Annotated in this window: 17 protein-coding genes; 9 read left to right on the forward strand and 8 right to left on the reverse strand. The window is 71.4% G+C overall.

The window, feature by feature from the left end; translation table 11 throughout:
• Window positions 1-112 precede the first annotated feature (112 nt).
• Genes OG226_RS00375 through OG226_RS00385 form a run of 3 tightly spaced genes read left to right on the forward strand, consistent with a single transcriptional unit; the run spans window position 113 to window position 5,461 of the window.
• Window positions 113-691 carry a hypothetical protein gene (locus OG226_RS00375; protein WP_329347229.1) on the forward strand — a complete coding sequence of 193 codons (579 nt, stop codon included), beginning with the start codon at window positions 113-115 and terminating at the stop codon, window positions 689-691.
• Window positions 688-2,748: a DEAD/DEAH box helicase family protein gene (locus tag OG226_RS00380; RefSeq protein ID WP_329347230.1), complete on the forward strand. Its 2,061-nt coding sequence runs from the start codon at window positions 688-690 to the stop codon at window positions 2,746-2,748. Before OG226_RS00375 ends, OG226_RS00380 begins: the two co-directional genes overlap by 4 nt.
• The gene (locus OG226_RS00385) at window positions 2,738-5,461 is read left to right on the forward strand and encodes a TerD family protein (RefSeq protein WP_329347231.1); all 2,724 of its coding nucleotides are present in this window, start codon (window positions 2,738-2,740) and stop codon (window positions 5,459-5,461) included. Before OG226_RS00380 ends, OG226_RS00385 begins: the two co-directional genes overlap by 11 nt.
• A 10-nt stretch (window positions 5,462-5,471) precedes the next feature.
• On the opposite strand, the gene OG226_RS00390 is transcribed toward OG226_RS00385, so the two are convergent.
• The 3 genes from OG226_RS00390 to OG226_RS00400 all read right to left on the reverse strand — a co-directional run bounded on the left by OG226_RS00390 (window position 5,472) and on the right by OG226_RS00400 (window position 9,866).
• Window positions 5,472-7,481, reverse strand: coding sequence for a hypothetical protein (locus OG226_RS00390; RefSeq protein WP_329347232.1), 2,010 nt, complete (start codon window positions 7,479-7,481; stop codon window positions 5,472-5,474).
• Window positions 7,482-7,682: 201 nt separating this feature from the next.
• Entirely contained in the window at window positions 7,683-8,204 is a 522-nt protein-coding gene (locus OG226_RS00395) for a hypothetical protein (RefSeq protein ID WP_329347233.1), read from the reverse strand.
• 1,326 nt (window positions 8,205-9,530) lie between these two features.
• Complete coding sequence (locus tag OG226_RS00400; RefSeq protein ID WP_329347234.1) at window positions 9,531-9,866, reverse strand: hypothetical protein; 336 nt, start codon at window positions 9,864-9,866, stop codon at window positions 9,531-9,533.
• Between the two features lie 140 nt (window positions 9,867-10,006).
• Here OG226_RS00400 and OG226_RS00405 point away from each other — a divergent pair, with 140 nt between their 5' ends.
• A complete protein-coding gene (locus OG226_RS00405; protein ID WP_329347235.1) occupies window positions 10,007-10,570 on the forward strand; it encodes a hypothetical protein in 564 nt (187 codons plus the stop codon).
• 66 nt (window positions 10,571-10,636) lie between these two features.
• Window positions 10,637-10,978: a hypothetical protein gene (locus tag OG226_RS00410; protein ID WP_329347236.1), complete on the forward strand. Its 342-nt coding sequence runs from the start codon at window positions 10,637-10,639 to the stop codon at window positions 10,976-10,978.
• 35 nt (window positions 10,979-11,013) lie between these two features.
• Here OG226_RS00410 and OG226_RS00415 read toward each other — a convergent pair whose 3' ends face one another.
• Window positions 11,014-11,559: a hypothetical protein gene (locus tag OG226_RS00415; RefSeq protein ID WP_329347237.1), complete on the reverse strand. Its 546-nt coding sequence runs from the start codon at window positions 11,557-11,559 to the stop codon at window positions 11,014-11,016.
• A gap of 890 nt (window positions 11,560-12,449) precedes the next feature.
• On the opposite strand from OG226_RS00415, the gene OG226_RS00420 reads away from it, so the two are divergent.
• Window positions 12,450-12,755, forward strand: coding sequence for a hypothetical protein (locus tag OG226_RS00420; protein ID WP_329347238.1), 306 nt, complete (start codon window positions 12,450-12,452; stop codon window positions 12,753-12,755).
• Window positions 12,756-12,766: 11 nt separating this feature from the next.
• Window positions 12,767-13,750: a helix-turn-helix domain-containing protein gene (locus OG226_RS00425; RefSeq protein WP_329347239.1), complete on the forward strand. Its 984-nt coding sequence runs from the start codon at window positions 12,767-12,769 to the stop codon at window positions 13,748-13,750.
• 301 nt (window positions 13,751-14,051) lie between these two features.
• Here OG226_RS00425 and OG226_RS00430 read toward each other — a convergent pair whose 3' ends face one another.
• From OG226_RS00430 to OG226_RS00440, 3 genes are all read right to left on the reverse strand, one after another.
• The gene (locus OG226_RS00430) at window positions 14,052-14,261 is read right to left on the reverse strand and encodes a helix-turn-helix domain-containing protein (RefSeq protein WP_329347240.1); all 210 of its coding nucleotides are present in this window, start codon (window positions 14,259-14,261) and stop codon (window positions 14,052-14,054) included.
• A gap of 79 nt (window positions 14,262-14,340) precedes the next feature.
• Window positions 14,341-18,090, reverse strand: a complete 3,750-nt coding sequence (locus OG226_RS00435) for a hypothetical protein (RefSeq protein WP_329347241.1) — start codon at window positions 18,088-18,090, stop codon at window positions 14,341-14,343.
• 298 nt (window positions 18,091-18,388) lie between these two features.
• Window positions 18,389-21,136: a hypothetical protein gene (locus OG226_RS00440; protein ID WP_329347242.1), complete on the reverse strand. Its 2,748-nt coding sequence runs from the start codon at window positions 21,134-21,136 to the stop codon at window positions 18,389-18,391.
• A gap of 122 nt (window positions 21,137-21,258) precedes the next feature.
• On the opposite strand from OG226_RS00440, the gene OG226_RS00445 reads away from it, so the two are divergent.
• Window positions 21,259-21,456, forward strand: coding sequence for a hypothetical protein (locus OG226_RS00445; RefSeq protein ID WP_329347243.1), 198 nt, complete (start codon window positions 21,259-21,261; stop codon window positions 21,454-21,456).
• Window positions 21,457-21,678: 222 nt separating this feature from the next.
• On the opposite strand, the gene OG226_RS00450 is transcribed toward OG226_RS00445, so the two are convergent.
• Complete coding sequence (locus OG226_RS00450; protein WP_329347244.1) at window positions 21,679-24,309, reverse strand: hypothetical protein; 2,631 nt, start codon at window positions 24,307-24,309, stop codon at window positions 21,679-21,681.
• 124 nt (window positions 24,310-24,433) lie between these two features.
• Here OG226_RS00450 and OG226_RS00455 point away from each other — a divergent pair, with 124 nt between their 5' ends.
• A complete protein-coding gene (locus tag OG226_RS00455) occupies window positions 24,434-24,631 on the forward strand; it encodes a hypothetical protein (protein ID WP_329347245.1) in 198 nt (65 codons plus the stop codon).
• Window positions 24,632-24,692: the final 61 nt, after the last annotated feature.

A 24,692-nucleotide genomic window follows, 5' to 3' on the forward strand; every position in this document is an offset into this window, starting at 1 on the left:
CGTCCCTGTGACAATGAGCTGTTTCAGGGGTGGGTGGGGCCGCTACACGGCAGGTGGGGCTGCGGGGCCTGTACGCGTATGAGGGGGGAATGTGAAGGCGTGGTTTGAGCGTATGGCGGCGATCCCCGGCATTGCCTTTGCCGGTAGTCCAGGTGTCGTGCGTGAGGCGTTGCCGGGAGCAGGGGTTCGGCCCGATGCGTCGTACGGCTCGCCGATGTGGCCGACCGCCGAGGGCAGTACATCTGCGACGCCAGCCAGTCGGCATGTGCCGTTCGACGCGCACGGGGCCGAGTTGGTCACCTGTGTCTGGGAGGCGTTGGAGCTTCCGGGTGCGGCCATGGACTACCACTTCGTCCTGCAAGGCGCGGTCGATCGACTGTGGAGTGCGCGGCGTGCGGCCCCTGAAGGCCTTGAGTTGCTCGAGGTGTTCGCCCTGCTGGATCTGGAGTTGATGGAGGCCGCCCCGCAGGCAGTGTCCTTCGACGAGACCGCCGATGCTCCGGTGACGTTTGTGCGGGTGACGTCTGTGCCGCGATTGATCGCTCTGCTGGAGCGCGAGGGCGCTATCACGGAAGCGCTCGAGCTGGCACGGCGGCTGGCCCGTTTCGGGCAGGGTGAGGACGTGTCGGTCCGGCTGTCGGAGAAGGCCGGTGCGCTGGTCGCCGAGGCGGCAAGGAGCGGACCGGTATGAGTGCTCGGCTGGAGCGGCTGATCCCCGCCTCCTCCTATCTGGAGGAGGCGTTCTTACGGTGGGTGCTCACACCGGCCGTGGATGCGTCGATCGTTTCGCGGGTGCACAGCCAGCACCCGGTCACCGTGAACGAGCGTGCCTACCGGCTGGATTACCTGGTCGCGGGTGAGTCGTTGCGGTTGGCCGTCGAGCTGGACGGGTTCGCCTTCCACAGTGACCGGGCCGCGTTCACCTACGACCGGCTGCGGCAGAACGATCTGGCCGCCACGGGCCTGACGGTGCTGCGCTTCTCCTACGATGCGGTCCGCGTGGACACTGCGCGCTGTGTGGCCCAGTTGCAGGCGCTGCTGCGACAGGATCCGCTCCTGGCGCCGCTGGTGACTGCCGTGCCGCGTATCGAGATCCCGGACATGGCCGGCGACCCGATGCGGGCGGCCGATCCGCCCCGCTGTGCCGAACTGCCGTCGGGCGGGGCGTACTTCGCCGGTGTGCGCGCCCAGGTGGACCGGGCGCCGCTGCGGGCGTGCCAGGACGAGGCGTTGGCCGCGTTGGCGAACTACTACGCCTGCGGCGGCCAGCACGCAGCTGCGGTGATGGCGGTGGGGTCGGGCAAGACAGCCCTGGGGGTGGCGGCCGCGCTGTCGTTCAGCAGCCGGCGGGCGCTGGTGGTGACCCCGGGCTCGGTCATCCGGGGGACTTTCGCCAAGGCCCTCGATCCGGGGATGCCGGGTAACGTCCTGTACGGACTGGCGGGCGGACCGCTGTTGCCCGGTGCCCGCCCGCCAGCCACGCTCGTCCTGGACGCGGACGACGGGCAGATCAGCCAGGTCAGCCGTGAGCGGCTGCTGGACGCGGACATCCTGGTCACGAACTTCCATGCGCTGGGCACGGGCGACAGGGACGGGGACCTGCTGGCCAAGCTGGAGCCGGACGACATCGACTTCATCGTCGTCGATGAGGCGCACATCGCGGCCAGCGCCTCCTACCAGCGATTGTTCGCCCACTTCCAGGGTGCGCGCACCCTACTGATGTCGGCGTGCTTCCAGCGTTTGGACGGCAAGCCGATCGACGCCGATGTCGTCTACCGCTACCGGCTGGTGGACTCCGTCGCGGACGGGTCGGCGAAGAACCTGCGGGTGCACCGGTTCGCTCCCGAGGTGGCGTCGACGGTGTATGAGGCGGTGTGGCCGGACGGGCGGCGCGAGCAGATCGTGGGCCGTGATGCTTTGCTGGCCATGCTGGGCGACGAGCGGAAGATGGCACGCATCACCGCGCAGTCCGAGGCGCCGATCCGCCAGGTGATGGCCGTGACGCGGGCGTGTCTGGATGTCCAGGCCAAGCTGCTTGCGCCCGTCAAGCCGAGGGTGCTGTTCGCGGCGATGGGCCAGGCGCATGCTGAGCAGATCGCGAGGATCGCCGAGGAGTACGGGATCCCCTGCGCCACGCTGCACCACAGCATGCCCCCCTCCGCGATCGCCTCCACCCGGCGGCGCTTCGAGTCCGACGCCGGGGATTTGCAGGGCATCGTGCAGCTGCGGATGCTCGGCCAGGGCTACGACTTCCCGCCGATCACCGTGGTCGTGCCGCTGCGCCCCTATGGCAGCTTCGGCGAGTTCTACCAGTTCGTCGGCCGTGGTGTCCGCGTCCTGCGCCAGACCTCGGTGTCTGCCGACCGGCAGTACCTGGACGTGGTCTGCCATGCCGAACTTGGCCTGGAGGAGCATCTGGAGGCCATGTGCGCGGACAACGACATGGATCCCGCTGTGCTCCTGGATGTCCCGCTGATCGACGCCACCACCCTGGAAGGGGATCTCACCGGCGGCGGCGCGGAGGGGGCCGGTGGAGGGTTGGGCGGGGTGGACGCGTTCGTGCTGTACGAGCGGGGACGCGTCGAGCAGCGCGTGGTGCACGGGCTGGATCGTGTGGAGGCACGAAGGAGCGAGCGGGAGATGCAGCTGATGGCCCAGCGCTACGCCGTCTATGCGCAGAGCACTGCTGCGCCGGTGCCGTTTGAGCAGTTCGTCGAGTACATGCGGAGGCTGACCGGTGGCCAGTGACCCGACACGCTGGTGGCAGCCGGCTGTGGAATGTAGTCCCGGGCAGGCACTCGCCCTGGAGCGGGCGGCCGGACAAGAGCAACGGTTCGCCGATATCGACGCCTTGGCGGCCGGACTGCTGGCCACAGGGCTCGCCGGACGGCCGGTGGCCACCGTGGTCCCCGGCCGAGGACGCCAGACGCCGGACACCGCCAAGGTGACTGCCCTCACCCGGGAAGAAGAAGTCTTCTGCGCCAACGCCTTCGGGGCCCAGGAGCAGCAGCGGCTCGGCGCGTGGTACCTGCCGCAGAAACTCTCGGTCAAGGCGGGGGCAGTCAACCTGCCGTATCTGCTGCGTGAACGCCCCGGCCACGCTCTGACGCTGGCCGCCGATGACACCGCCCGCCTCACCGCTGTGGAGGGCTGGGACACGGTGCTGCTGTGGGCGCTGCTGGTGCCGCTGTTCGACGCACTGCTTCAGCCCATCCGACTGCGAGCGGCAGGAGAGATCTTCCCTCGCACAGAACAGCAGCGGTTCTGGGCAGTCATCGAGGAGCGTTACCGGCTGCTGGGCGTCGACGAGAGTGCGCTGGAAGCCTTCCGCTTCGGCGGCGGCTGGCACCAACTGGACCGTGCGGGACAGCAGCAGGCCCGCCTGGATTTGCTGGACACCCTTGCCGCCGCCGACCTCGTGCAGCTTGCTGCACGTCACCGGATCCAGCGGTTGCAAGAGCTGATGGCTGGTTTCGCCAAGAAGGCCAAGACGGGAACGGCCCTGGCGCGCCGGGTGCTGACCAAAGAGCTGCAGCCGGTCGTCTCCGCGTACTTCGGGGGCGACTGGCTGGCTGTGCTGGATTACCTTCAGGCTCCCCCGCACCCGGATGAGGAGATCATCACCGCTCTGCCCGAGCCGCGTCTGTACGTCGGCATGACCGCGCAGACGGCCGGCATGGCTGCCGAGGCGGGGATCGCGGAGGACGAGGTCCATGCGATGCTCGCGGCCTTCCTCGGCGGCGGCAGTGCCGTGTCCCCGGTGGAGGAGCGGGCTGCGGCCCTGCGCGACTGGTGGGCGGGCTTCGACCAGGCGCATGCCGTCCAGTCACGGGGAATGCCGTCGTTGTGGGGCCTGGTCGATCAGGACCTGATGATGCTGTCCAGGACCGAGCAGGGGTTCACCCCCCAGTTGTACCGGCAGCGTCTGCCCGCCGATGTCCTCGAACGGGTGGGGCGGCTGTGGGAGAGGGTGACGCTCCAGCGGTACCCCGGCAGCATCGTCAGCAACCCGCGCCCGCACCAGACCATGGCCCAAGCCCTCGGTCCCGCGGGCGAGTTCTGGCACGGCGTGGCCTTGACCGCGTGGTTTGTGTGTGAAGGTCCCTACTCGCGTACCTCCTTGGACCGTGTCGACCGCTACTACAGCAGGCCGCTGGCCGCGCTGCGCGCGGCTGGATGCCCGGTGGACGCCGTCTTCTTCCGCGAGCTGCAAGCCGCTGAAGAGTTGCTGGGGCCAGAGGAGGAGATCACCGACAGCGAGGACAGTACGGTCGAGACCTCGTACGGGCAGGTGACGTTCACCTCCAGCATGAGTCACGGCGCCCGCCGGGACGGTTTCGAGCGAGTGCGGGATCTCATCACCCGGCACCGACGGGCCTGGGCCGAGCAGTATCTCGGTGCCTTCGTGGAGAGCCGCTGGCGCTCCGAGTTGGAGGAGGTCGCCCACCAGCATCACCGCGTCGTCGCCGCCAAGGGGCGTCCCCCCACGCTGGCCCAGTTCGCCCGGTTCGCCACCACGGCAGCCAACCACTGGACGGGCGGCGACCTGGGAGCGCTGTACACAGCCATCGGCGAGCCGGCATCTTCCCCGCAGGAGCGGCCCGCCCGCCTGCTGGCCGGCGACGGCTACGACTTCGCCCGCCGGGTATATCAGGAGCTAGGCGGCAAGCCCGTCGACCACAACACCTGGGTGAACAACCCGGAGGAAACCCAACGGCAGTGGCAGCTCAGCCGCCTGGCCACCGAAAGCCTGCGCTACCTCCAGTTACAGGAGGCACTCGGGCGGCCGCCGACCGCCAAGGAGTTCGGCGCCCAGCGGCTGACCTGGCCCTGGCCTGGCGAAGAAACCGAAGGCTGGCCCGTTCTCCAGCATGTTCTCGCCATGCTCACCCGCACCAGTCCACCCTCGGCCATGCCCCACTCCCCCACCGACCCGCCGCCTCTCACCGAGGAGAACGGCACGCGGCGCCTGCTGGCGAAGGGAACCAACACAGTTGTACACACCGAGCCGACCACGGTCCGCATCACCGCCACCGGCGCACCCGTTGATGTGTCCGCTGTTCTTCTCACCCGCAACGGCAAGGTACGCAGCGACCACGACCTCGTCTTCTACAACCACCCCAGCCAGGACGGGGTCAGCGTCGGCGGGGGCACCGTCACCGCCGACCTGGGCCTCGTCCCTGACGACGTCGTAACGATCGCCGTCATCGTCAGCATTGACCTCGAAGCGCAACCCGTCGCGGTGTTCGACCAGTACACCCTCTGGCAAGCAGGCATCACCCAGGCGTCCGGAGCCCAGCTGTCCTTCGCCCCGGGACCCTTCTCCTCGGGTGAGACCGTCACCATCGCGGTGGAGCTCTACCGCCACACAACCGGATGGAAGGCCCGTGCCGTCGGGCAGGGCTACGACACCGGTCTGGCGGGCCTGGCGACCGACTACGGCATCACCATCGACACCTGACGGGGAAGAGCTATGGGCGGTTCCAGCAGTCAACTCCCGGTCCTGTGACGGAGTCGAGGTTGAGCGGATGGCAAGAGGGCGCTTGGTCCAGGTGGTCAGCCAGGTCGTCTTTACGGTCGGCCAGTTCGCCAATGACGTCCAGGGCATCGGTTTCTGCCACACCCTGGGTGTACTGGATCTTGTGCCAGTTGCCCAGGAACTCCAGCAGCATGTCGACGACCCCCCGTGCGGCATGTGCGGTCATGGCGTCCGCTGGGGCCGTGAACTGCCCGCGGTGGATAGCACTGTTACGTGTGGCGTAGAGCCACTCGAGCAGTGCGTGAAGGACGTCCTGCTGGTCTTTGAGCCAGCCGGCGAGAAGCTTGGGGTCGGCCAGGCGGGCACGCCATAGTGTCAGGGCGTCCTGAGCGTAGCCTCCGGCCTGCCGGCCCAGAGCGTCGATCGCCGCTTGTGCGTCCAGTACATCGCGCACGGTCTGGGGACGCGGGGGCAGGAGGACGTCGAGCCAGCCGTTGACGTCGAGCATCCAACTGCTGAGGTTGAGCGGCTGGTCGTTGTCACCGCCGCCCAGCAGGACTCTGCGGAGTACGGCAGCATGAGAGGTCACTGTCTGTTCCAGCGCACGCACCGCTTGTTCCTGAGACACCACTTGCTCACGTGTCTGACGTGCCCGCTCGGTCAGTAGTGTGTGTGCTGCGCGTGCCGCGAGTTGGGCGTGCTCCTGCGTGTGCCTCATCGCCCGTTCCAGTTTGGCCAGGGCACGCCTGTCGTGGGACAGGCGCATCTGCGCGGAGCGCAGGTGGTTAAGCGCCGAGTCCGTGACCGTCTGGTAGAGGCCGATGAGTTGCTGGCGGATGGAATGCAGGGCGCAGGCCTTTGCAACCAGTTCGAGTTGTGTGGACTCAACTCCTAGAGAGTCGATGGCGCTCCAGGCAAGCACGGAGCTGGCCATCGGAGCGTCGAGCCGGGCAGCAAGATGCGCGCTGCGCAGGGCCGGGCGCAGAGAGACGGGCCAGTGGGTGGTGAGTGGGCGCGCAATGGATACCGAGGCGCTGGTGAGGTTGTGCTGTTCCAGGCGGGTATCGGCGGCGGCGGTGACGGCCCGACGGCCCACAGTCAGGTCGACCAGCCGCTGTCCGGCGGCGTACTGGTCGAGGGCTTCACTGATCTGCCGCCGCGCCCTGGCGACGGCGGTGGCCGGGTCGCCGGCTGTCACGGGAAGGTCGACCATGACCGCAGGGCCCGTGATGGCCGCAGCATAGGCGGTGAGTTCTTTGGCTCCCACGGTGATGGGGTGGGAGGCATGGAGCGGGCTTTGCCGGGCTCCGGAAAGGAGCTGGTCCAGATGCTCGAGTTGGTGTGCCCCTTCGACGACAACCGCAACGCGGTAGGTACGCGGGGCCGGCCACAGTACTGCCGTGATCGAGGCAGCGTCGTGGACAGCCCTGGATCCCTTCCGGATCAGGTCAACGTGCAGGGAGCGGGGATCTCGTCCCTCCAAGGTGATGAGCGCAGCAACCTCTCCCCTGGCTCGCGCCAACACGTCGGGGGGTAGAACAGGGCCGTCCCACAGGGAGGTCACCCAGGTACGGATGTGGGCGGCAATGGGGCCGATATGAGCGTGGACCTGCGGAGCGTACGTGGCGGCGGTGGCCTTGCTGGTCGTGCCAGTGAGCAGAGCGGGGAGCGAGGCGAGCAAGTCGTGGGCCTGTGTCGCCTGCTGGCCACCACCCAGCACCTGGTGGACCGGAAGCCCTGCGTCCACAGTGGAGGCAGCCGTTTTCAGGCACCGTTTGAGGAGTCCGAGTTGCGGCTGTCCGCCGGCTGCGTGGCCGTCCAGGGCTTGGTGCGCTCGAGTCAGGGCAACAACGGTGCTGTTGGCGGTGGAGACATGCTCACTGAGGTAGGCGCCTGGTTCGAGGCAACGCAGGAGTCCCTCGAGAAAGCTCCTTTGCTGATGAGGCAGCTGCCTGCGATCGAAGTTGTCCCTGATCTGCTTGTCCCACACCGAGTAACGCACGTGGGCACCCTACGTTCCAACTACCCGCGGGACAGCAACGAGACGCCTGAGCAGGGCCCCAGCGCCAAGCTCCGGCACCAAGGGCGAGGCCTGAAGCCTGAGGCCGAGCGTGCGCCGGACACAGCATCCTCAGTGCGGAAGAACGCGTGCCGCGCCGACGGAGTTGACAGAGCGGCATCAGCAGACTGACCAGGCTTGGGCCTACAGGACGGTGCTGAGGCGTTCGATCAGGACCCGTGCGGTCTCCTCGCCCCCGGTCACAGCCCCGGCTGTGACCGCACCTGTGGCGATCGGCGCAAGGTAGCCCTTGAGCGCGGCCACAGCGCGCCGGATCACGCCACGGTCCGGCTCAGGCTGTACGACCTCGTTGAGTACCTCCTCGCCGACCGCCGAGGCATCTTCCAGGTCCTCGTCCGACACGCCAAGGGTCGGGAGCTGCCTCAACGTGTCCACTACGGCCTGGGCGATGGCCTCGAAGCCCGGGGCGATCGGCTTGCTCTGATCCTGGCTCTGGTTCACGGAGTTGTTGCCCCAGGCCAGTTGGGAACCGCGGACGTCGCCATGGATGACCGGGCCGTTGAAGACGTTCGTGTCACCGAAGGACACATCGGGGTCGGCCTGCACCCTGGCAGTGACCGGGTACTTATCCATCTCTCGCTGGATCTCCCCCATCATCTGCCGGATACCCTGCCTGTTGATCTTGAATCCGCTGCTTCGAGCCACGAGGTATCTCCCTTGCCGATCGTGCTCCACTCCAAGTGTCGCAGGGGTCACTGACAGCAAGGCGCGCTCCGTCGCCCGCCCAAGCCCCCAGCAGCGCAAGGCACTGCCCTCCCAGCCGCACTACCAGCAGGCCCTGAATCCCGACACACGATGACGGAGCGGAGAAAGGGCTGACAGACACCCTCACACCCCGCCTCACAGCGCGCTGCGCCTCACCCTTACCAGAATCACGCCATGGACATGACAATCCCGACGGGCTCGATCACATCCTCCAAGTTCAAATAACTTACCTACAGGGTTGCAACATATTCCGTTTGAAATACCGCACCCCAGGTCAGAGTTCTGATGATGTTGCAACTTGACAGGTAAGTGACAGTCGGCGGCGACCGGTGCGGCCGGCCCATCGGCTACCAGGCCGGCTGCCGCGGCACCGCATGCCGCCACGCCCACCGCCCGCTCACCACACCCCAGCCCCCACTCCCCCACCAGCAGCCGTAGACCGACCCCGCCCACCCCGGGACGGCCCCGGGCCACGACCGGTCCGGCCCGGCGCGCCGTACGCCCGAGCCGAGCGCGGCCGGCTCCTCGCGGCCCCTGCCGCCCACGGTCCCCCCCGACGCCCTCTCCCCCGGTCACCGCACGAGAGGAGCACCGCGCTTCGAATTCCCCCAGAATTCACCTCCGAATTTAGTTCTCTATTTCTCTTCACGTGAACTCGAATAACCCGCTGTGTGGAATATCGTGCACGGATGTTCAGAGGTCCGGTCGAGAGTCGGTGTCAGTGGAAAGTGTGCGACCTGTGAGCTCAGGGCGTACGGAGCGGATCATGGCGTGATCTGAGCGCTGGAGCGCGTACGCGGGGGCGCGCGAGCCCACCGGGCACCACCCCGTCGGCGGGCGCCGAGGGCGGGTTATGTAACGCGCAGGGTGTAACGGCGGATTGTGTACCGGCGGAAAATGTAACGGCCGGAAGTATGTAACGGCGGCCCGCCACCTCCCGTCCCGCGGCCGGGGTGTTGAGCATTGCAATATTCAATACCCCGACTGCGAGACGGCGTCCGCGCGCTCGCGCCCCTGGTACCGCTACCCCTCAACTCCCCATGTCTGTAGGGGTGTTCAGTCCTGGCCGGGCCCGCCGGCTCGGCACTCCCCCCGCACTGCCCGCCAGCGTCGGCCCTTCGGCGTACACGGCGTCCCGGGGTTCCTCGCCGCCCGCCGTGCCGGCCACCACGGTCTGCTCGACGATCCAACCGCCCGCGGCGGGACTCCGACCGCGGGCAACCCCGCCTCCGCCCACCCGGCACGGCGAGACGTGTGAAGCGGGCCCTACCCGCGCCGGGCGAGCACGAGATCACCCTCCGCCGACCGCTCCACCCGGGCCGCGACACGGGCGACGAACTCGTCCGGTGAGGCACCCGACTCCCGCGCCAGCATCTCGATCCGCTCCCAGTCGTCGCCGTCGAAAGTGATCGTCCGCCTGACCGGTGGCCTGCTGCTCAGGCTTCTCCCGCTCTCGATCCTCGGTACCGGGATCGTAGGCCGGGCCCGCCGGTGCCCCAACTCCCCTCGCACGACCAGCAGCAGCGCGTCCCTGCCGTCCGGGCGGCCGGCGGCCAGGGCCGGCACGTGATCGGCGCGCACCCGCATCAGCCGAAGCCGCACCGCCTCCTCGACGGCCGCGTACCGGCACTCCGTGCAGGCCCGTACGCCGCGCCCGGGCGCCGTGACGTGCGGGCGCCGCCGTCGTTGACCACGCGGAGCCCTGCGCCGCTCCCCCGCCGATCCTGCCGCTGGAACTGCCCGTGCCGGTCCTCGACGCCCCGCCCGCCCTCGCCCCCAGGCCCGCGCTGAGCCCCGCCACCGACCGCCGCCCCGTCGAACAGGCCGTCGTCCGGGACGCGTTGAGCGGTGAGCCGCCCGAGACCCTGGTGGTCACCGACATCCCCCAGCCCGACGGCCTGCTCGTGTACCCCGCCTGGACCGACGGCGGCGACGTCCTCGGCGACCGGATCGACCGCACCGCGCTCGCCCGCGGGGTGGACGGCTGGTCCTGGATCGAAATCCTCCACCGCCACGTCCGCACCACCCACCGCGGCCGGATCACGATCCGCGCCTACCCGCTGCGCCGCGTCCTCGACGACGTAGAGCGCGGCTACCGCGGCGACGAGACCCACCGCGCGGCCCTCGCCCGCCTCCTGGCCGACGACGCCGCCCGCGACGGCCGGCCCCCGCTGCCGGCACCGGGCAACCCCTCCTGGGTCGGCGTCGGCCCCCGGCTGTGGCACGGACACCACCACGGCGCCATCGGCGGGCAGCGTGGCCGCCGGGACGCCGCGCCCGGATCGCCCGTCGGGCAGCGCGGCTGACGGCCCATCGAGCACGATCGTCGGGCGGCGCCGAGCGGCCCGCGACAAGGACGGAGGAGGCACACGGTGCCCGCGGTGTTCACCACGATGACCCCCGGCGATCCGGCGAGCGAGGCGGTCGCCCGGCTCCTGCACGGCGCCACCCTGTCCGACGCGGTCCGGCTCACGCCCGAGGAAGAGGAGCGCTGCCAGCTGGGGTTCACCTCGGCGTTGTGCAGCAGCCGCTCCCAGATCCGGGAGCCCCAGGTCCTGGCCGGGGGCCAGCCACTTCGTCGGCCGGTGGGCGAGCAGGAAGAGAGACAGGAGGATCTGCACGGCACCGTCGTACGACCGTTCAGACCGGGTGACACCGGGACCGTCCAGCAACGTCGTCAACTCCAGCCGCCTGGCTGCCCCGGCCGGGTGTGACCGTCGAGGAGAGCGGACGTCGGCGCGCGGTCCGGTCAGGGCCGGTACTGGAAGGCGGAGTTGAGGTAGGCGAGCACCCGGGCGCGGGCCGGCGCCTCCAGCGGGGCCAGTGTCACGATGCAGCCCGTAAGCTCCCCCGCCTCCGTCCTGGTCATCGACCGGGGAACAGGGAGCACCCATCCTGTCTCCTCGGGTCCCGCGAACTCCTGCCGCGTCTCGTCGGGCCACGCTCCCTCGGTGCGCCGCGCCGCGCCGCGCGCGGCGGCGCGCTCCTGGTCGAGGCCGGGCCGCCCGACGACGTCGAGGTAGGCCTGGACGCTCACGCGGGAGTCCTCGCCGAGGGCGGCGTTCAGTTCGGCGAGCACGCGCACCCGGGATTCCCCGCCCAAGGCCGACAGCCCCCTGACGGACGCCGCGAGCTTCCTGACCTCGGCCTCGGCCGGCGGCAGCGCGGCCGCGGTGTCCTGGACAGCCGCTGCGGCCTCGGGCTGCCGTGCCGCGACCACGCTGTCGAAGAATTCGTCCAGCGGCGGGACGGGTCGGGCCTTGCGGAGGGGGCGCTTGGTGGCGTTGCGAACCATGACCGGCACTCTAGGCCCCACCCCTGACAACCGACCGCCGCCGGCCGGGGCGATGCTGCGGAACAGCGGCGAGCAGCAGGGCCCCACCCTGATAGAGGGGCCGGCCGTTGGCCGGCGGGGGCGTGGCCCCCTGTCGGGGGCCGCGTGGGGGTGGGGGTGGGGTCCCTTTCGGGACCCTGGTCGGTCGGGTGCGGGGGCGGGGCCGTTGGCCCCGTTGGCCGGGCCGGGTTGGGCGGGCGGCGTCGTACGGAGCCGGCGGGCCATTGCTGTCCGGTGTGGTCGTGTGGCGGACCGGCTGGTGGGGCTGTCCCCGGTCGTGGTCGGCCGGTGACGCGAGAGGGACCGGTCTCCGTGGTCGGGGGCCGGTCCCTCTCGTCCGCGTGCACGCGTCACCGTGTCCTGCGGGGTGTCCCTGTCGCGTCGGTTTGCGGCCAGTAGCGGGTCAGGGGACCCGGGGGTCGGTGCTGCGTCGGGGCCCGGACCGACTGGTCCGGGCCCCGACGCGGCGCCGACGACCGGGTTGTGACGCAGCATCACTGCCGAGCGGCCGAGCGGCAAGGCAGGCTGGAACACACGCGGACCGTCCTGACGAGGCGTCATCGCGAGCGTGCTGGTCATGGGGACGCGACCGGCCGCACAGAGTGCGCGTACGCCGGGGACGTACCTGGAACACAAGCGGACCAGTAAACGGACATCGCGCCTCTATGGGATTTTCTGGGTGAGCGGGGCGGGGGCGGGCCGTGCCATTCTCTTCGGCACCGGAGGACGGCAGCCGTCAACTGCCGTCGGTGTCACCGGTTTTGCGGCCAGTAGCAACCACCCGCCCCGCCGCCGGATCCCGTTCGTGGACCGGCGGCGCGCGGCGACCCGTCAGGGAGGATCCCCCCGTCATGTCCACGCACCGCCCCGGCGCGCCCGCGCCCCGGCCCCTCGCGCCCCGGTCCGTGCCGGAGCCCCCGCGCGCCCCGGCGCGTACGCTCACCGCCGCGCAGATCTGCGGCATCAGCCTCTTCCCGCTCCTGGGCACCGGCCTCACCCTGGCCGGCACGCCCGTCAGCGACGTCCTCACCCTGCTCGCCGGGTGCGGGACGATCGGCGCGGCCACCATCGCCGCCGCCGGCGGCGGACGCCGCCTGCTCACCTCGCTCGCCTCCGCCGCCGCCCACGCGGCCGCCGGCACCGAGACCAGCAGGTAGGGGCCGCCGCGATGACATCCCCCTCGCACGCCGCCCACCGTCCCGGACGGCGCCACACCGACCTCGTCCGCGCCCTGACCTGGCTCAAAGAGGACTCCGGGCTCACCTTCGACGAGCTCGCCGCCCGCACCACCGTCTCCGCGAGCGCCCTCAAGCGCGCCGCCGGCCTGCACACCGCCGTCGCCCCCGAGCACGTCGTGATCGCCTTCGTCCGCGCCTGCGGCGCGGACGCCGACCAGGAGCCGGTGGTCCTGAAGCTGTGGCGGGCCGCCCGTGCCGAACAGCGCGGCATCCTCGCCACCCTGCACGCCCCCGCCGTGACCGCCATCCGCACCGGAGCCGACCTCACCGCGGCCCTCGCCGCCGCCTACGAACGCGCCGGCGCACCCGCCCTCCGCGTCCTCCAGGAACGCGCCACCACCGACGACACCGACGGCGCCCTGCTCCTCCCCCGCACCAGCGCCTGGCGCATCACCCGCCGCGAAGGCCGGCCCACCGCCTGGACCCAGTGCGCCGCCTTCCTGCGCGGCTGCGGCATCCACCCCCGTCACATGCCCGCCTGGCACGACGCCTGGACCCGCACCCAGACCCCCACGCCCGCCGCCCACCGCCCGCACGCCCCCCTCGGCCCCCTCCTGCTGACCGAGCGGGTGCACCTGGCCACGTCCCCCACCAGCAAGCGGACCTACCTGGCCCCGCCCACCGGCGGCAACTGGACCGCCCCGCTGCCCCGCGCCGACCGAGCCTGCCTTCCCGGCGAACAGCGGGCCCTCACCCGCTTCTTCGAGGGCCTGGCCCCCGCCGAGCGGTACACCGTCCTCGCCGCCGGCCTCACCCGCCTCCTCACCACCCGCGCCCGCCGTAACGGCACCGCTCCCGACACCGCCGTCGACGCCATCGCCGTCAGCGACGACGGGACCCTCCACCTGATCCAGGCCAAGCACTACGGAGACACCGCCCCGCCCGCCCCCGCCCTGCAGGCCCAGGCCGCATAGGCACCCGCCGGCCCACGAACAGCGCCGTCCTCGGACCGGATCCCGGCGGGCACCCGTCGTACGGCGACAGCCGCCGGACCCGGTGCGGGACTGCCCCGAACAGCGGCCCCGGCGCCGGGCAGTTGTACCGCGTCCGCCCCGCCCTCCCCAGGTGAGGCAGGGCGGGACGGCACGATCGTCTCCGCGCGGTCCGGACGGCGCCATCCAGAAACGTCCGGAACCGTCCAGCGACGCCCTCAACAGGAGCAGCACCCTGGCGTCGTACGCCGTCGCGGGGGGCGTATCCGGGTGACGTCACGCGTCAACGCGCTGTCCGGCTCCGGCTGTTCGGGCCGCCGCGCGAGCGCATGATGGTGCCGGCCTCGGTGAGCAGGCGGTGGACGAAGCCGTAGGAACGGCCGCAGCCCTGGGCGAGGGTCCGGACCGAGGCTCCCTTGTCGTACGCCCTCTTCAGCTCGGCGCCGATCTTCTGCCGGGCCGGCCCCTTGATGTGGACCCGGATTCCCAGCATGTCGCCTCCCTTCAGGCCCGTGCTCGTGACCGGCCGCGGCCGGCGCCGCGGTGGGCCGGGTGCCGGTGCCGGGCGCGACTCACCGGCGGGCGGCGGCGCCGAGGTCGCCGGCGTTGACCAGCACTGTCCTCAACTCCCCTACCCCGCGCGGGCGTTCGCCGGGGGGCAGGGCGGTTGCGGCGTCCAGCAGGACGCGGGCGTGGCGTCGTACGGCCGTCTCCTGCCACGTCCCGGGTGCGTGCGTGACCAGCAGCGCGGCCAGGAGCAGGGCGTCGGGACGGTCGGGGTTGGCCGCGGCGCGCTCGGCGACGAGATCGGCATCCGTCAGGGGCGGGGCGTGTTCGGCGCTCGCCCGCATCAACTCCAGCCACACCGCCTCCTCGACGGCCGCGTCCGCAAAGGCGCCCGCACCGGCCAGCGCACCCGCCGGGAGGCCAGCCGCGAGCGCGGCCCGCCACAGCGCCACCGCCGCCTCCACCCGGCCGGCGGCGGCAGGCGGGAGAGGGACGCCGTCGACCGCGCGCGGAGCACGGCCGCCGACCGCCTCCAGCAGCCGGGAGACCGCGGCGGCGCCCTCGTCGGTGCCGCCGGCCAACTCGGCCCACAGGGCGGCCGGATCGCCCAGGACGGCCGGGTCGTCCAGGAGGGCGTGCGCGAGGTGCCCGTCGGCTCCGGGCGCCTCCGCGCGCAGCGCGGCCAGGAGTTCGGCGCGGTCCAGGGCGGCGAGCAGCGGCCGGTCGTACGGTCCCCAGCGCAGCCACGAGGCGGCCGGCGAGGGCCGGCCGGGCTCGATCCCGAACAGGGCGGTGCGGTGGGCGGCCGTGAACGCGGGCGCGTACCGGTGCAGGGCCGGTAGGCGCACCCCGACCGCGGTGGCCACCGCCTCCTGGCCGCCGTGCGCGGCGAGGACGGCGGCGACCGTGTCCAGGACGTCCCCGGGTATGTCGCCGGCGGGACGGGCCCGGTGGACGGCGTACTCCAACAGCGCGCCCAGCGCCCGGACTTCCGGATCCGACCCCACCAGCACCGGCGCCGTCGCCTCCCCTGCGGCTGCCGGAGCAGCGGCGCCCGGGCCGCCGGCCGGGGCCGGAGCGGAAGTGGTGGTGTCGTCCTGGGTCTCAGCGGCGGGGGCGGGGGCGCCGGCGGGGCGGGTGAGCGGGGCGAGCTGTGTCTGCACGTACGCCACGGCGTCCTTCTCCAGGTCACCGGGTAGGCCGTCGGCGCGCCAGGCGGCGGTGAGCAGGTCGGCCAGCGCCTGGTCGGCGAAGAACGCTCCGGCGTGCCGGCGCCGTACGCCGTCGAAGCCGACGGTGGGGGCGATATCGCCGAGGTCGAGGCCGCGGCGCAGGCCGAGCGCAGCGGCGACGGCCGCCGCCAGCGCACCGTCCGGGAAAGCGCCGCTCCGGTCGGCGTGGGCGGCGGCCGCGGCGAGGTAGAACGCGGCGAGCTCCGGCAGCTTGATGGCGTCCAGGACGGCGGGCACGTCGCTCGTCCAGGCGGCCGGATCGGCGGCGACGAGGCGGTGCAGCACCATCGCGTACCCGTCGTCGCCGGCGTCCTCGGCGCCGGCCAGCGCGGTCGCGGCCGCCACCGGCCCTTGTCCGGCCAGCTCTTCCTCGCCCAGGACGGTGGTGGCTGTCACCGGCTCCAGCACGGCGCCGGCCCGCGGGTCCGCCGGGCCCTCGGGCTTGAGGCGTTCCACCGCGTCCAGCACCGGCTCCCAGCCCGCCAGCACCACCGCCGTCAGGACGGGCGACCAGTCCCACACCCGCAGCCACGAAGCGAGCGGCTCGACAGTCCCCTCGACCTTCTCGGCGCCGTCGGGCACCGCCTCCGCGACCATGTCGGCCGACGGCGGCGTGCCGAGCGCAGTACGGACGTCCTGCTCCAGCCGCGCGGCATCCTCCGGCGGGCAGGCGCGCAGCACGAGCTCGACGAGGCGGGCCGTCTCCGGCGCGGGCTCTTCGGCCACCAGCCGGGGGACGAGCTCGATCGCCTCCTGCCACCACTCGCTGTCCCCCGCCCCGCCGGCTCCCGCCGCGGCATCCGCCGGCGGCTGGTGGGCCAGATGCTCGGCGAGGAGACGGTCGTGCAGCCGGGCGTCGACGGCGGCCACCCGCCGCAGCGCGCGGGTGCGCACGGCCAGGTCCACACCGGCGTCCGCGTCCGCCGCGGCGACATCGAGCACGGCGCGCGCCAGCCGCGGCCCGCCGAACGCCGCGGTGTCACCCACGTGCACCCGGTCCAGGTCGGCGTGGAAAACGACCGTCCGGGCCGCCTCGGCGGTCAACTCGACATCCAGTGCGAGGAGTTTGGCCAGGACCACCCGCACAGCGGCGACGTTGCGGTGCGCGGGGCCGGGGCGGCCGGCCGGGTAGGCGGTGCGCGCCAACTCCCGTACCAGCATGGCGACGTCGTGGTCGGGCAGACGGGAGGCGCCCTCCAGGGCGAGCAGCTCGCGCATCTCCTCCTCGGCCACCACCCAGTCCGCACCCGCACCATCACCCACCGCGCCCTCGACGCCCTCGTCGACGCCGTCGAGGAGTCCGGCGGCCCGCATCTGGGCCTTCACCCGCCCGGCGACCGCGTCGAGTGCCAGGCGGCCGGTGTGCTCGTCCTCGACCGCGCCGGCCAGCAGTCCCTCCACCACGCCGATCCACTGGCCCGTCCGCTCGGCGCGCGGGACCGCGCGGGCCCACTGCGCGGCCAGGCGCAGCGTCGCCCCCACCGCCGGGCCGCCCCCGTCCCGGACCACCGGGCCGGCCAGCACGGCCCGGAGCTGGGCGGCGTCGACGGCGTCCCAGCGACGTACGGCCACGCCCAGCAGCGCGTCCAGGGCAAGACGGCCGGCGGCGGCGATCTGCTGGGCCCGCAGGACACCGGGGGCACCCTTGCCGGCGGGCTCGCTGAGCCAGGCGCGGGCGGCGGCGGGATCAGTGGCGGCCACATGGGCGAGGAACGGGGCGGCCGGCCACCGTCCGCCGGCCGTCTCGTCCGGCATCAGCAGGTGCGGCGCATGCTCCTGCAGCACGCCCAGCCACACGGGCGCCGGCGTGGAGCGGAAGAAGAAGTCGCTCGCGCGCGGGTCCGCCCAGCCGGCGAGCTCCTTCGCCTCGCCGGCACCCGGGTGGTCGAGGGCGACCAGCTCCAGCACACGGGCCGCGCGGTCCGGGAGCGGCACCAGCAGGTTTCGGGCCGCGCCGAGGACGTCCGCGTACAGGACGGCGGCCTCGCCCGCGTGAGCCGCACGACCGTGCAGGATCCCCGAAGCCACCGAGTACACGGTCCCCCACACATCCAGCGCCGTCTCCTGCGCCGCACCAAGCTCCACCCCCATCAGCCGCTCCACGATGCCCCGCGCCCGCGCCTGGTGATACCGGCCCGGACTGCTGAGCTCGTCCCGCAGCACGTCCGCAGCCGCCGTCACCCGCTCCCACACCGCACCCGCCCCGGCGGGTGCGGCACCGGCCGGGTCGGCGTCGGTGCCGGCCGACCCCACGACCTCGACGGAGTCGACCGCGGCCAGCAGGCCCTCCGACGCAGCTTTCAGTCCCACCGTGACCGGGGCACCGGGCAGGCCCAGCAGCGCGTCCGCCGCGGACCGCACACACGCCGCGGCCACCTCGGACGGCCGTACGAACTCGTCCCCGGCCAGGACCCGGTGGGCGTCCCGCAGCAACCCCAACGCCCGTACCCCCGCCTCCCCCTGCGCCGTCAGGGCGTCTGCGAGGACGGCGTCGACCTCCGGCAGCACGCTCGCGCCCACCGGCGCCACCACGTCATCGGCCACGGGCAACGCGTCCACACCGACCGGCTGTTCATCACTCACCCGTGCACCGTAGAACCCAACCGACAACACCCGACGGCAGAACCCAAAAAAGACGAGGAAGCCCCGCCCGCGGGCCTCGTCCGGTTTTCCGAGGTGGTCAGCAGGCCGAGTATCGCGTGTTCCTGCCAGTGGGCGCGCCAGCGCCCGGCTTGGTCGCGATCGGCGAACTGCCCAAGCCCCTGGAGGGTCGGCGGAGTCAGCTCGATGATAAGCGGCGGGGCAACCGGAACCGCCGGAAGGATCACACCCCAAATGCGAACTCGCAGCTCGGTGCTGGTGGGTCGTCCCTTCAGAGGAGCTACACCCGTTCCCATTGGGCCGTCGGCGTCCCGTCCGGTTCCAGGCCGTTCGGCCACAGGCTGGTGAGCACGTTCCGCATCACCATCAGGCTGAGCAGGGGGGCGGTGTCGCCGCGGTCGGCTGCTTGGCGGGCCAGGTCCTCGGCGCCCTGCCGGTCCCCGGCCGTCTCCCGCAGCATCGCCAGGCTGTACAGAGGGATGGTGATGCCGCGGTTTGCGGCCTGGCGGGCCAGGTCTTCGGCGTACTCCAGGTCCCCGGCCTTCTCCCGCAGTTCGGCCAGGCGGGCCAGGGCGTTGCTGTCGCCGTGGTGGACGGCCTCCCGGAGGAGAGCTTCGGCGCCCTGCCGGTCCCCAGCCTGCTCCCGCATCACGGCCACGTGGTGCAGGGCGCTGCTGTCGCCGTGGTCGGCTGCTTGGCGGGCCAGGTCCTCGGCACCCTGCCGGTCCCCGGCCATCTCCCGCAGCATCGCCAGGCTGCGCACGGGAATGGTGTCCCCGTGATTGATGGCTTGACGGACCAGGTCTTCGGCGCCTTCCCGGTCCCCGGCCTTCTCCCGCATCACGGCCAGGTGATACACGGCACTACTGTCACCTTGGTGGGCTGCGAGGCGGAGGAGAGCTTCTGCGCCCTCCCGGTCCCCGGTCTGCCCCCGCAGCTCGGCCAGACGACACAGAAGGCGGATGCGGAACTGGCCGGTAGCTAGGTGGGCCACGTCTTCGGCGCCCTCCAGGTCTCCACCCTCCACCCTCACCTCGGCTAGGCGGTACAAGGCGTTGGTGTTGCCGTGGTGGGCAGCCTGTCGTGCCAGGTCTTCGGCGCCCTGCCGGTCCCCGGATTCCTCTCGCAGCTCGGCCAGGCGGCACAGGGCGTGAGTGTCGCCGTCGTCTGCGGCTTCCCGGAGAAGAGCTTCCGCGTCCTGCCGGTCCCCGGCCTTCGCCACCAATTCGGCGAGACGATACAAGGCGTGAGTGTCGCCTTGGTCGGCGGCCTGCCGGAGAAGAGTTTCGGCGCCCTGCCGGTCCCCAACCTGCTCCCGCAGCTCGGCCAGGCGGTACAAGGCGTTGGTGTTGCCGTGGTCGGCGGCCTGCCGGAGAAGAGATTCAGGGCCCTGCCGACCATCGTCCTTTGCCCGCAGCACGGCCAGGCGGTAAAGGGTCTTGGTGCTGCCGAGGATGGCGGCCTGGCGGGCGAGGTCTTCGGCGCCCTCTTGGTCCCCGGCTCTCTCTCGCAACTCGGCGAGGTGGTGCAGAGCGTCGGTGTCGCCATGGTCGGCGGCGCGCTGGCGGAGGTGGTGGGCCCATCGCAGGCGCCAGCGTCCCTCAGCCGCCTGGGTGAGGCTGTTCAGGTCGTCGGGGTGGGTGAGGTGGGCGTGGGCGGCGTGCCAGAAGGAGGCGGGTGGGCACAAGTGGCGGCGGGATTCGCGGCCGTGTTGTTCGAGGTAGTCGGCGAGCCGGAACTGTGGGCCAGCCGTCTGCAGGGGCACAGTTCCGGCGTCGAGGGTGGGGGTGGGTGGGTGGCGTGGGGGTCGGGCGGCAGTGCGGCCCAGGGGGGCTTGTTTGCCGTGGACCAGTTGGGCGAGTTCGGCGTATGCCTGTTCTGCCCAGTCGTCGGTGAGTTGGTCGTAGTCGGTGTCGGTGAGGTAGTCGGTGGCGGCGTCGGTGAGGAATGTCTGCGGGATGTGGAGGCCGGCGCCGAGGCGGCGTGCGTCCATCGCCGCTTCCAGTACTGCTTTGGCGGCCGGGCTGGCGTGCTCGTAACGGTTGAGGAGTTCGGGGGCGCCAGCCAGGTCCTGGGTCACCCGTCCGTCGATGCGGGCGCGGGTAAGCGCGTCGCCCAGCAGCTGGTCGCCACCCTCAGCAAGGGCCCTGGCCGCAGCCAGGTCCCGGGCGTCGAAGGCGTCGGGGACGGTCAGAGTGCGGCCAGCGAGTAGTTCCCGCACCCGGCTGTGCGGATCCTCTGCTCCCGGTGTGGGCAGGGCCGTGTACGGGTGGGCGTACTGGGGCCAGAGCGTGCCCAGCACGAGGACGGGCCCGCGCTCCGGGTTGACCAGCAGGTGGTGGACGGCTGCTGCGATCCGCTCACCCACCGCCCGGTCACCGAGGTAGTGCTGGGCCTCGTTTAGCCACACTACGGTGCGGGGTTGAACACGGTGCAGGTCCTCCAGGGCGGCCTGTCCGCGGGTCGGGTCGAAGGGATGCCACAACCGCCATCCCTGGTTGGCGAGGGGCTGGACGGCCTCCCAGCAGGCCCTGGTCTTCCCTGTCGACGAGGTGCCCACCAGGACCACGATCCGACTGTGACCGGCCGCAGCATCACGCACCGCATCAGCCAGTACCCGGTCATGCTCGCGGGACACGTACCCGGGCAGCACCCGGACCGCCGGGGTGCCCGAGCCCGAAGCGGCCCTGCCGGGGCCGGCAGGATGAACTTCGAGGGCGTGCGGCTCCCACTCTCCGATCGGCCGCCCCGGCCCGCCCGCGGGGATAGTGCCCGACGTCTCGGCCGCAGTCCGCTGCAACTCCAGCAGTTCCCGCACGGGCAGCTTCAGCGCGCGAGCCATCGCGGTCACCGTCGGCGTGGACGGGGCAGGCTTTTTGGCCGAGAGCGCCTCCGACACCGTGGTGCGCCCCAGCCCCGATAGGCCGGCGAGGTCCGTCTGGTTCAGCCGGGCTCGGGCCATCCCGGCGACCAGCAGCTTGCGTAGTTCGGCCAGTGCCCGGTTCTGGCCGTTCTGCTCGACGTGCACGTGCTCGCCCCCGAACCGTGATGTATTCGCCGGTGTCCATCTTCGGCCCGGCGAACCACTTCGCACACCGTTTCCACGACCTTCGTCCACGCCAACGCCCCACCGTGTATCGGGAGTCTGCCGTGACCGTCACTGTCGTCCTTCTAGCCACCGCACTCGTGATCGTCATCGCGGTGCTGGCCCCGGCCGGCGCGGGCACCCTCGCACGGATGGACGGCGCCACGTATCCTGCCGCCCTCACCCGCGCCGCCGTCACCTTCGCCGCGGTCATCACCCTGGCCGCCGCCGTGACCGCAGCCCTCGCCGACCTCTTCACCTGAACCAGCCCTTCCACCCGGGCCGACAACCGATCGGGAGGATCATTACGAGCCCGCCGCTCTCCTTCAGTCCACAGGGCGCAAGTGACGGCCTTCAGGCGAGAACAAAGGCTCTACGACGGCCGTTTCGGCGTTGGGGAGCATGTACGGCCAGAAGGCCGGAGCTGACGCTCCCCCTCGAAATCGATCATCAACCGTCGCCGAGGAGGCCGCAGGAATACCGCCCTATGTCCATGGAGGCGTTGGTGTGCCATCTGGGTCCAGCCCGCACGGCCAATACTCACGATCGCGACCACCCAGGTATCGCGCACCCGCGTCTGCGGCCCGCCGAGCCAATTCCTCGGCACCTACCGGGTCCCCGGCCTTCTCACGGATCTTGGCCAAGGATGCCAAAGCATCTCCATCGCCGGTGTCAGCTGCCAGCCGGTACAAGGCCTCGGCGCGCTCCAGGTCTTCCTCTTCCTCACGCCACTGGGCCCATTGGAACAGGCCGCCGGGGTCACCTACGTCAACAGCCTGCCGGTAGATGCTCTCGATGCCCTCCGAGTCGCCCGCTTTCTTGCGTATTTCAGCGAGCCTGCGGAACGTGTAGAACTTACCGGCGTGGGCTGCCGTGTGGGCAAGCGTCTCTGCGCCGTCCCGGTCTCCGGTTTTCTCTCTCATCTCGGCCAGGCCGCACAGAGCCTGGGTGTCGTCGATGGGGGCGGCCCTCCGGGCAAGTGCCTCAGCGCCATCCGTGTCCCCGCTCTTCTCCCGCTTCACAACGAGGCGGCGTGCGGCGTAGGGCTCGCCAGCGCTGACGGCCTTGAGTGTCCAGGCTTCCGCGTGCCCCCGGTCCCCGGCTTCCTCGCGCAACTCGCCAAGACGGACCAGGGCAGTGGCATCGCCTGTGGCGGCGGCCTGCTGGTAGAGCGTCTCGGCGCCCTCCGGATTCCCGATCCTCTCCCGCCATTGGGCCCAGGAGAAGAGCTTGCTGGTGTCGCCGGCCTCGACGGCTTGCTGGTAGTACGGCTCGGGGTCCTTGGTCACCACCACCTCGCCATCCACCCTTGTCAAGGCCGAGACCACCGTCCACTCGTGATCCAGGCCCTCCTTTATCCGTTCTGCTTCGTCGGCGAGCTCCCAAAAGCCGGCCTCGTCCCCGGCACGCTCCCGCATAGCAGCCAGCGATTTAAGCCCGTTGGTATTGCCTAAGGCCGCGGCCCGTCGGGCAAAGGCCTCGGCTTCCTCTCGGTCCCCTGCCCGCTCCCGCGCATCGGCCAGGAAGCACATGGCAGGAGCATTACCCTCGTCAGCGGCCTGCCGGAACAGAGGCTCGGCAGCCTCCCATGCCTCAACCTCCCAACGAATCGTGGCCAAGTGGATGAATAGGCCCTCAACGCCGGCGTCGGCGGCCTTCCGGTACAGGTGGAACGCCCACTGAAGGCGGTAGCGATCGCGGGCTGCCCTGGCGAGGCGGACGGAGTCACCCGGGTCGGCAAGGTGAGTGTGGGCGTGCCAGAAAGATGCCGGCGGACACAGATGCCGCCGGGTGGTACGACCGTGCTGTTCGAGGTAGTCGGCCAGTCGGAACATCGGCCCGGCCGTCGGGTGAGGTGTGGTGACGGATGACGGGGCTCCGGGCGGACGGCCCTGGCGTCGGGGGGCGGTGCGGCACAAGGGGGCCTGCTTGCCGTGGACCACGCGGGCGAGTTCGGCGAAGGCCGCCTCGGACCAGTCCGGAGTGAGGTGGTCCAGTTCGGTGTCCGTGAGGTAGTCGACGGCTGCGTCGGTGAGGAACGCCTGCGGCAGCAGCGGGCCGACCCCGAGACGGCACGCGTCCATCGCCACTTCCAGTAAGGCCCGGGCAGCCGGAGTGCTGTGCTGGTAGCGGTGCACGAGCGCGGGGCCACCGCCGAGGTCCTGGGTGACACGTCCGTGGGTCCGGGTGCGCTGGAGGGCGTCGGCGAGATACCGGTCACCGTTCTCTGCGAGAGCGGTGGCGGCGGCGAGCGCGTTCGTATCAAAGGAGTCCGGGACGGAGACCATGCGTCCGGCGAGCAGTTCGCGTACCCGGCTGTGCGGATCAGGCCCGCGCGGAGCCGGGAGGGCGGTGTACTGGTCCGCGTACTCGGACCAGAGCGTGCCCAGGACCAGGACAGGTCCGCGCTCGGGCTCGATGAGCAGGGCGTGCAGGGCAGCTGCGACCCGTTCGCCGGTCTGCGGGTCACCGAGGTAGTGCTGGGCCTCGTTCAGCCACACCACCGTACGCGGCCGGACACGGTGCAGGTCCTCGATCGCCGCCTCGGCCCGGGTCGGGTCGAACGGGTGCCACAGCCGCCACCCCGCCCCGCCGAGCGACTGGACCGCTTCCCAACAGGCCCTGGTCTTCCCGGTGGAGGAGGTGCCCACCAGCACCACCATGCGGCTGCGGCCCTGCACCGCATCCTCCACTGCGAGTTGCAGGAACCGGTCGTGCTCCCTGGTCACATAGCCGGGCAGCAGCCGCGGCTCCGACGGCACACCGCCAATGGGGCCGACCGGGTGGACCTCCAGGCTGTGCGGATCCCACTCACCGATCGGCCGGCCCGGCCCTGCGGCGTCCACGGCGCCGCCTGCGACTTCTTCAACCGCAAGCCGCCGCAGTTCCAGCAACTCTCCCGGCGGCAGCTTCAACGCACGCGCGAGTGCCGTCACCGTCCCCGCCGAAGGCACCGGCCCTCCGCCGATGAACGCCTCCGACACCGTCGTACGCCCCAACCCGGCCCGGACGGCAAGATCCGACTTGTTCAACCGAATACGCGCCAGCCCGGCGCTCAACCTCGCACGGAGATCAGTGAGTGCCGGACTGCTGCCGTTCTGCTCGTCACTCTGCACGTACTCGTCCCCCGTAGTCCTGCCGTGTCCGCCGCTGTTCATCTTCCTCGCGGCGAACCCCGGCGAACACCGATTCCGCGACCTTCGGGCACGTCAACACCCCACCATCTACAGGGAGCCTGTCGTGTCGGTCGCCATCGTTCTGCTCACCATCGCTCTGATCCTCGTGGTCGCACTGCTGGCCGCCGCTGGCGCCGCCATGCTCGCCCGTCTCAACGGCGCTACCTACCCCGCGGCCTTCCAACAGGCCGCCCTTGTGTTCGCCGCCGTGATCAGCCTCGCTGCGGCCGTCACTGCCGCGCTCGCCTCCCTACGCTCATGACACACCACACACCGGTACCGAGCGGCCCATGTCCGGAACCACACCCAGCAACGAACAACGA

Origin of the sequence: Streptomyces sp. NBC_01261 (assembly GCF_036226385.1) — a bacterium.
Taxonomy (GTDB): Bacteria; Actinomycetota; Actinomycetes; order Streptomycetales; family Streptomycetaceae; genus Streptomyces.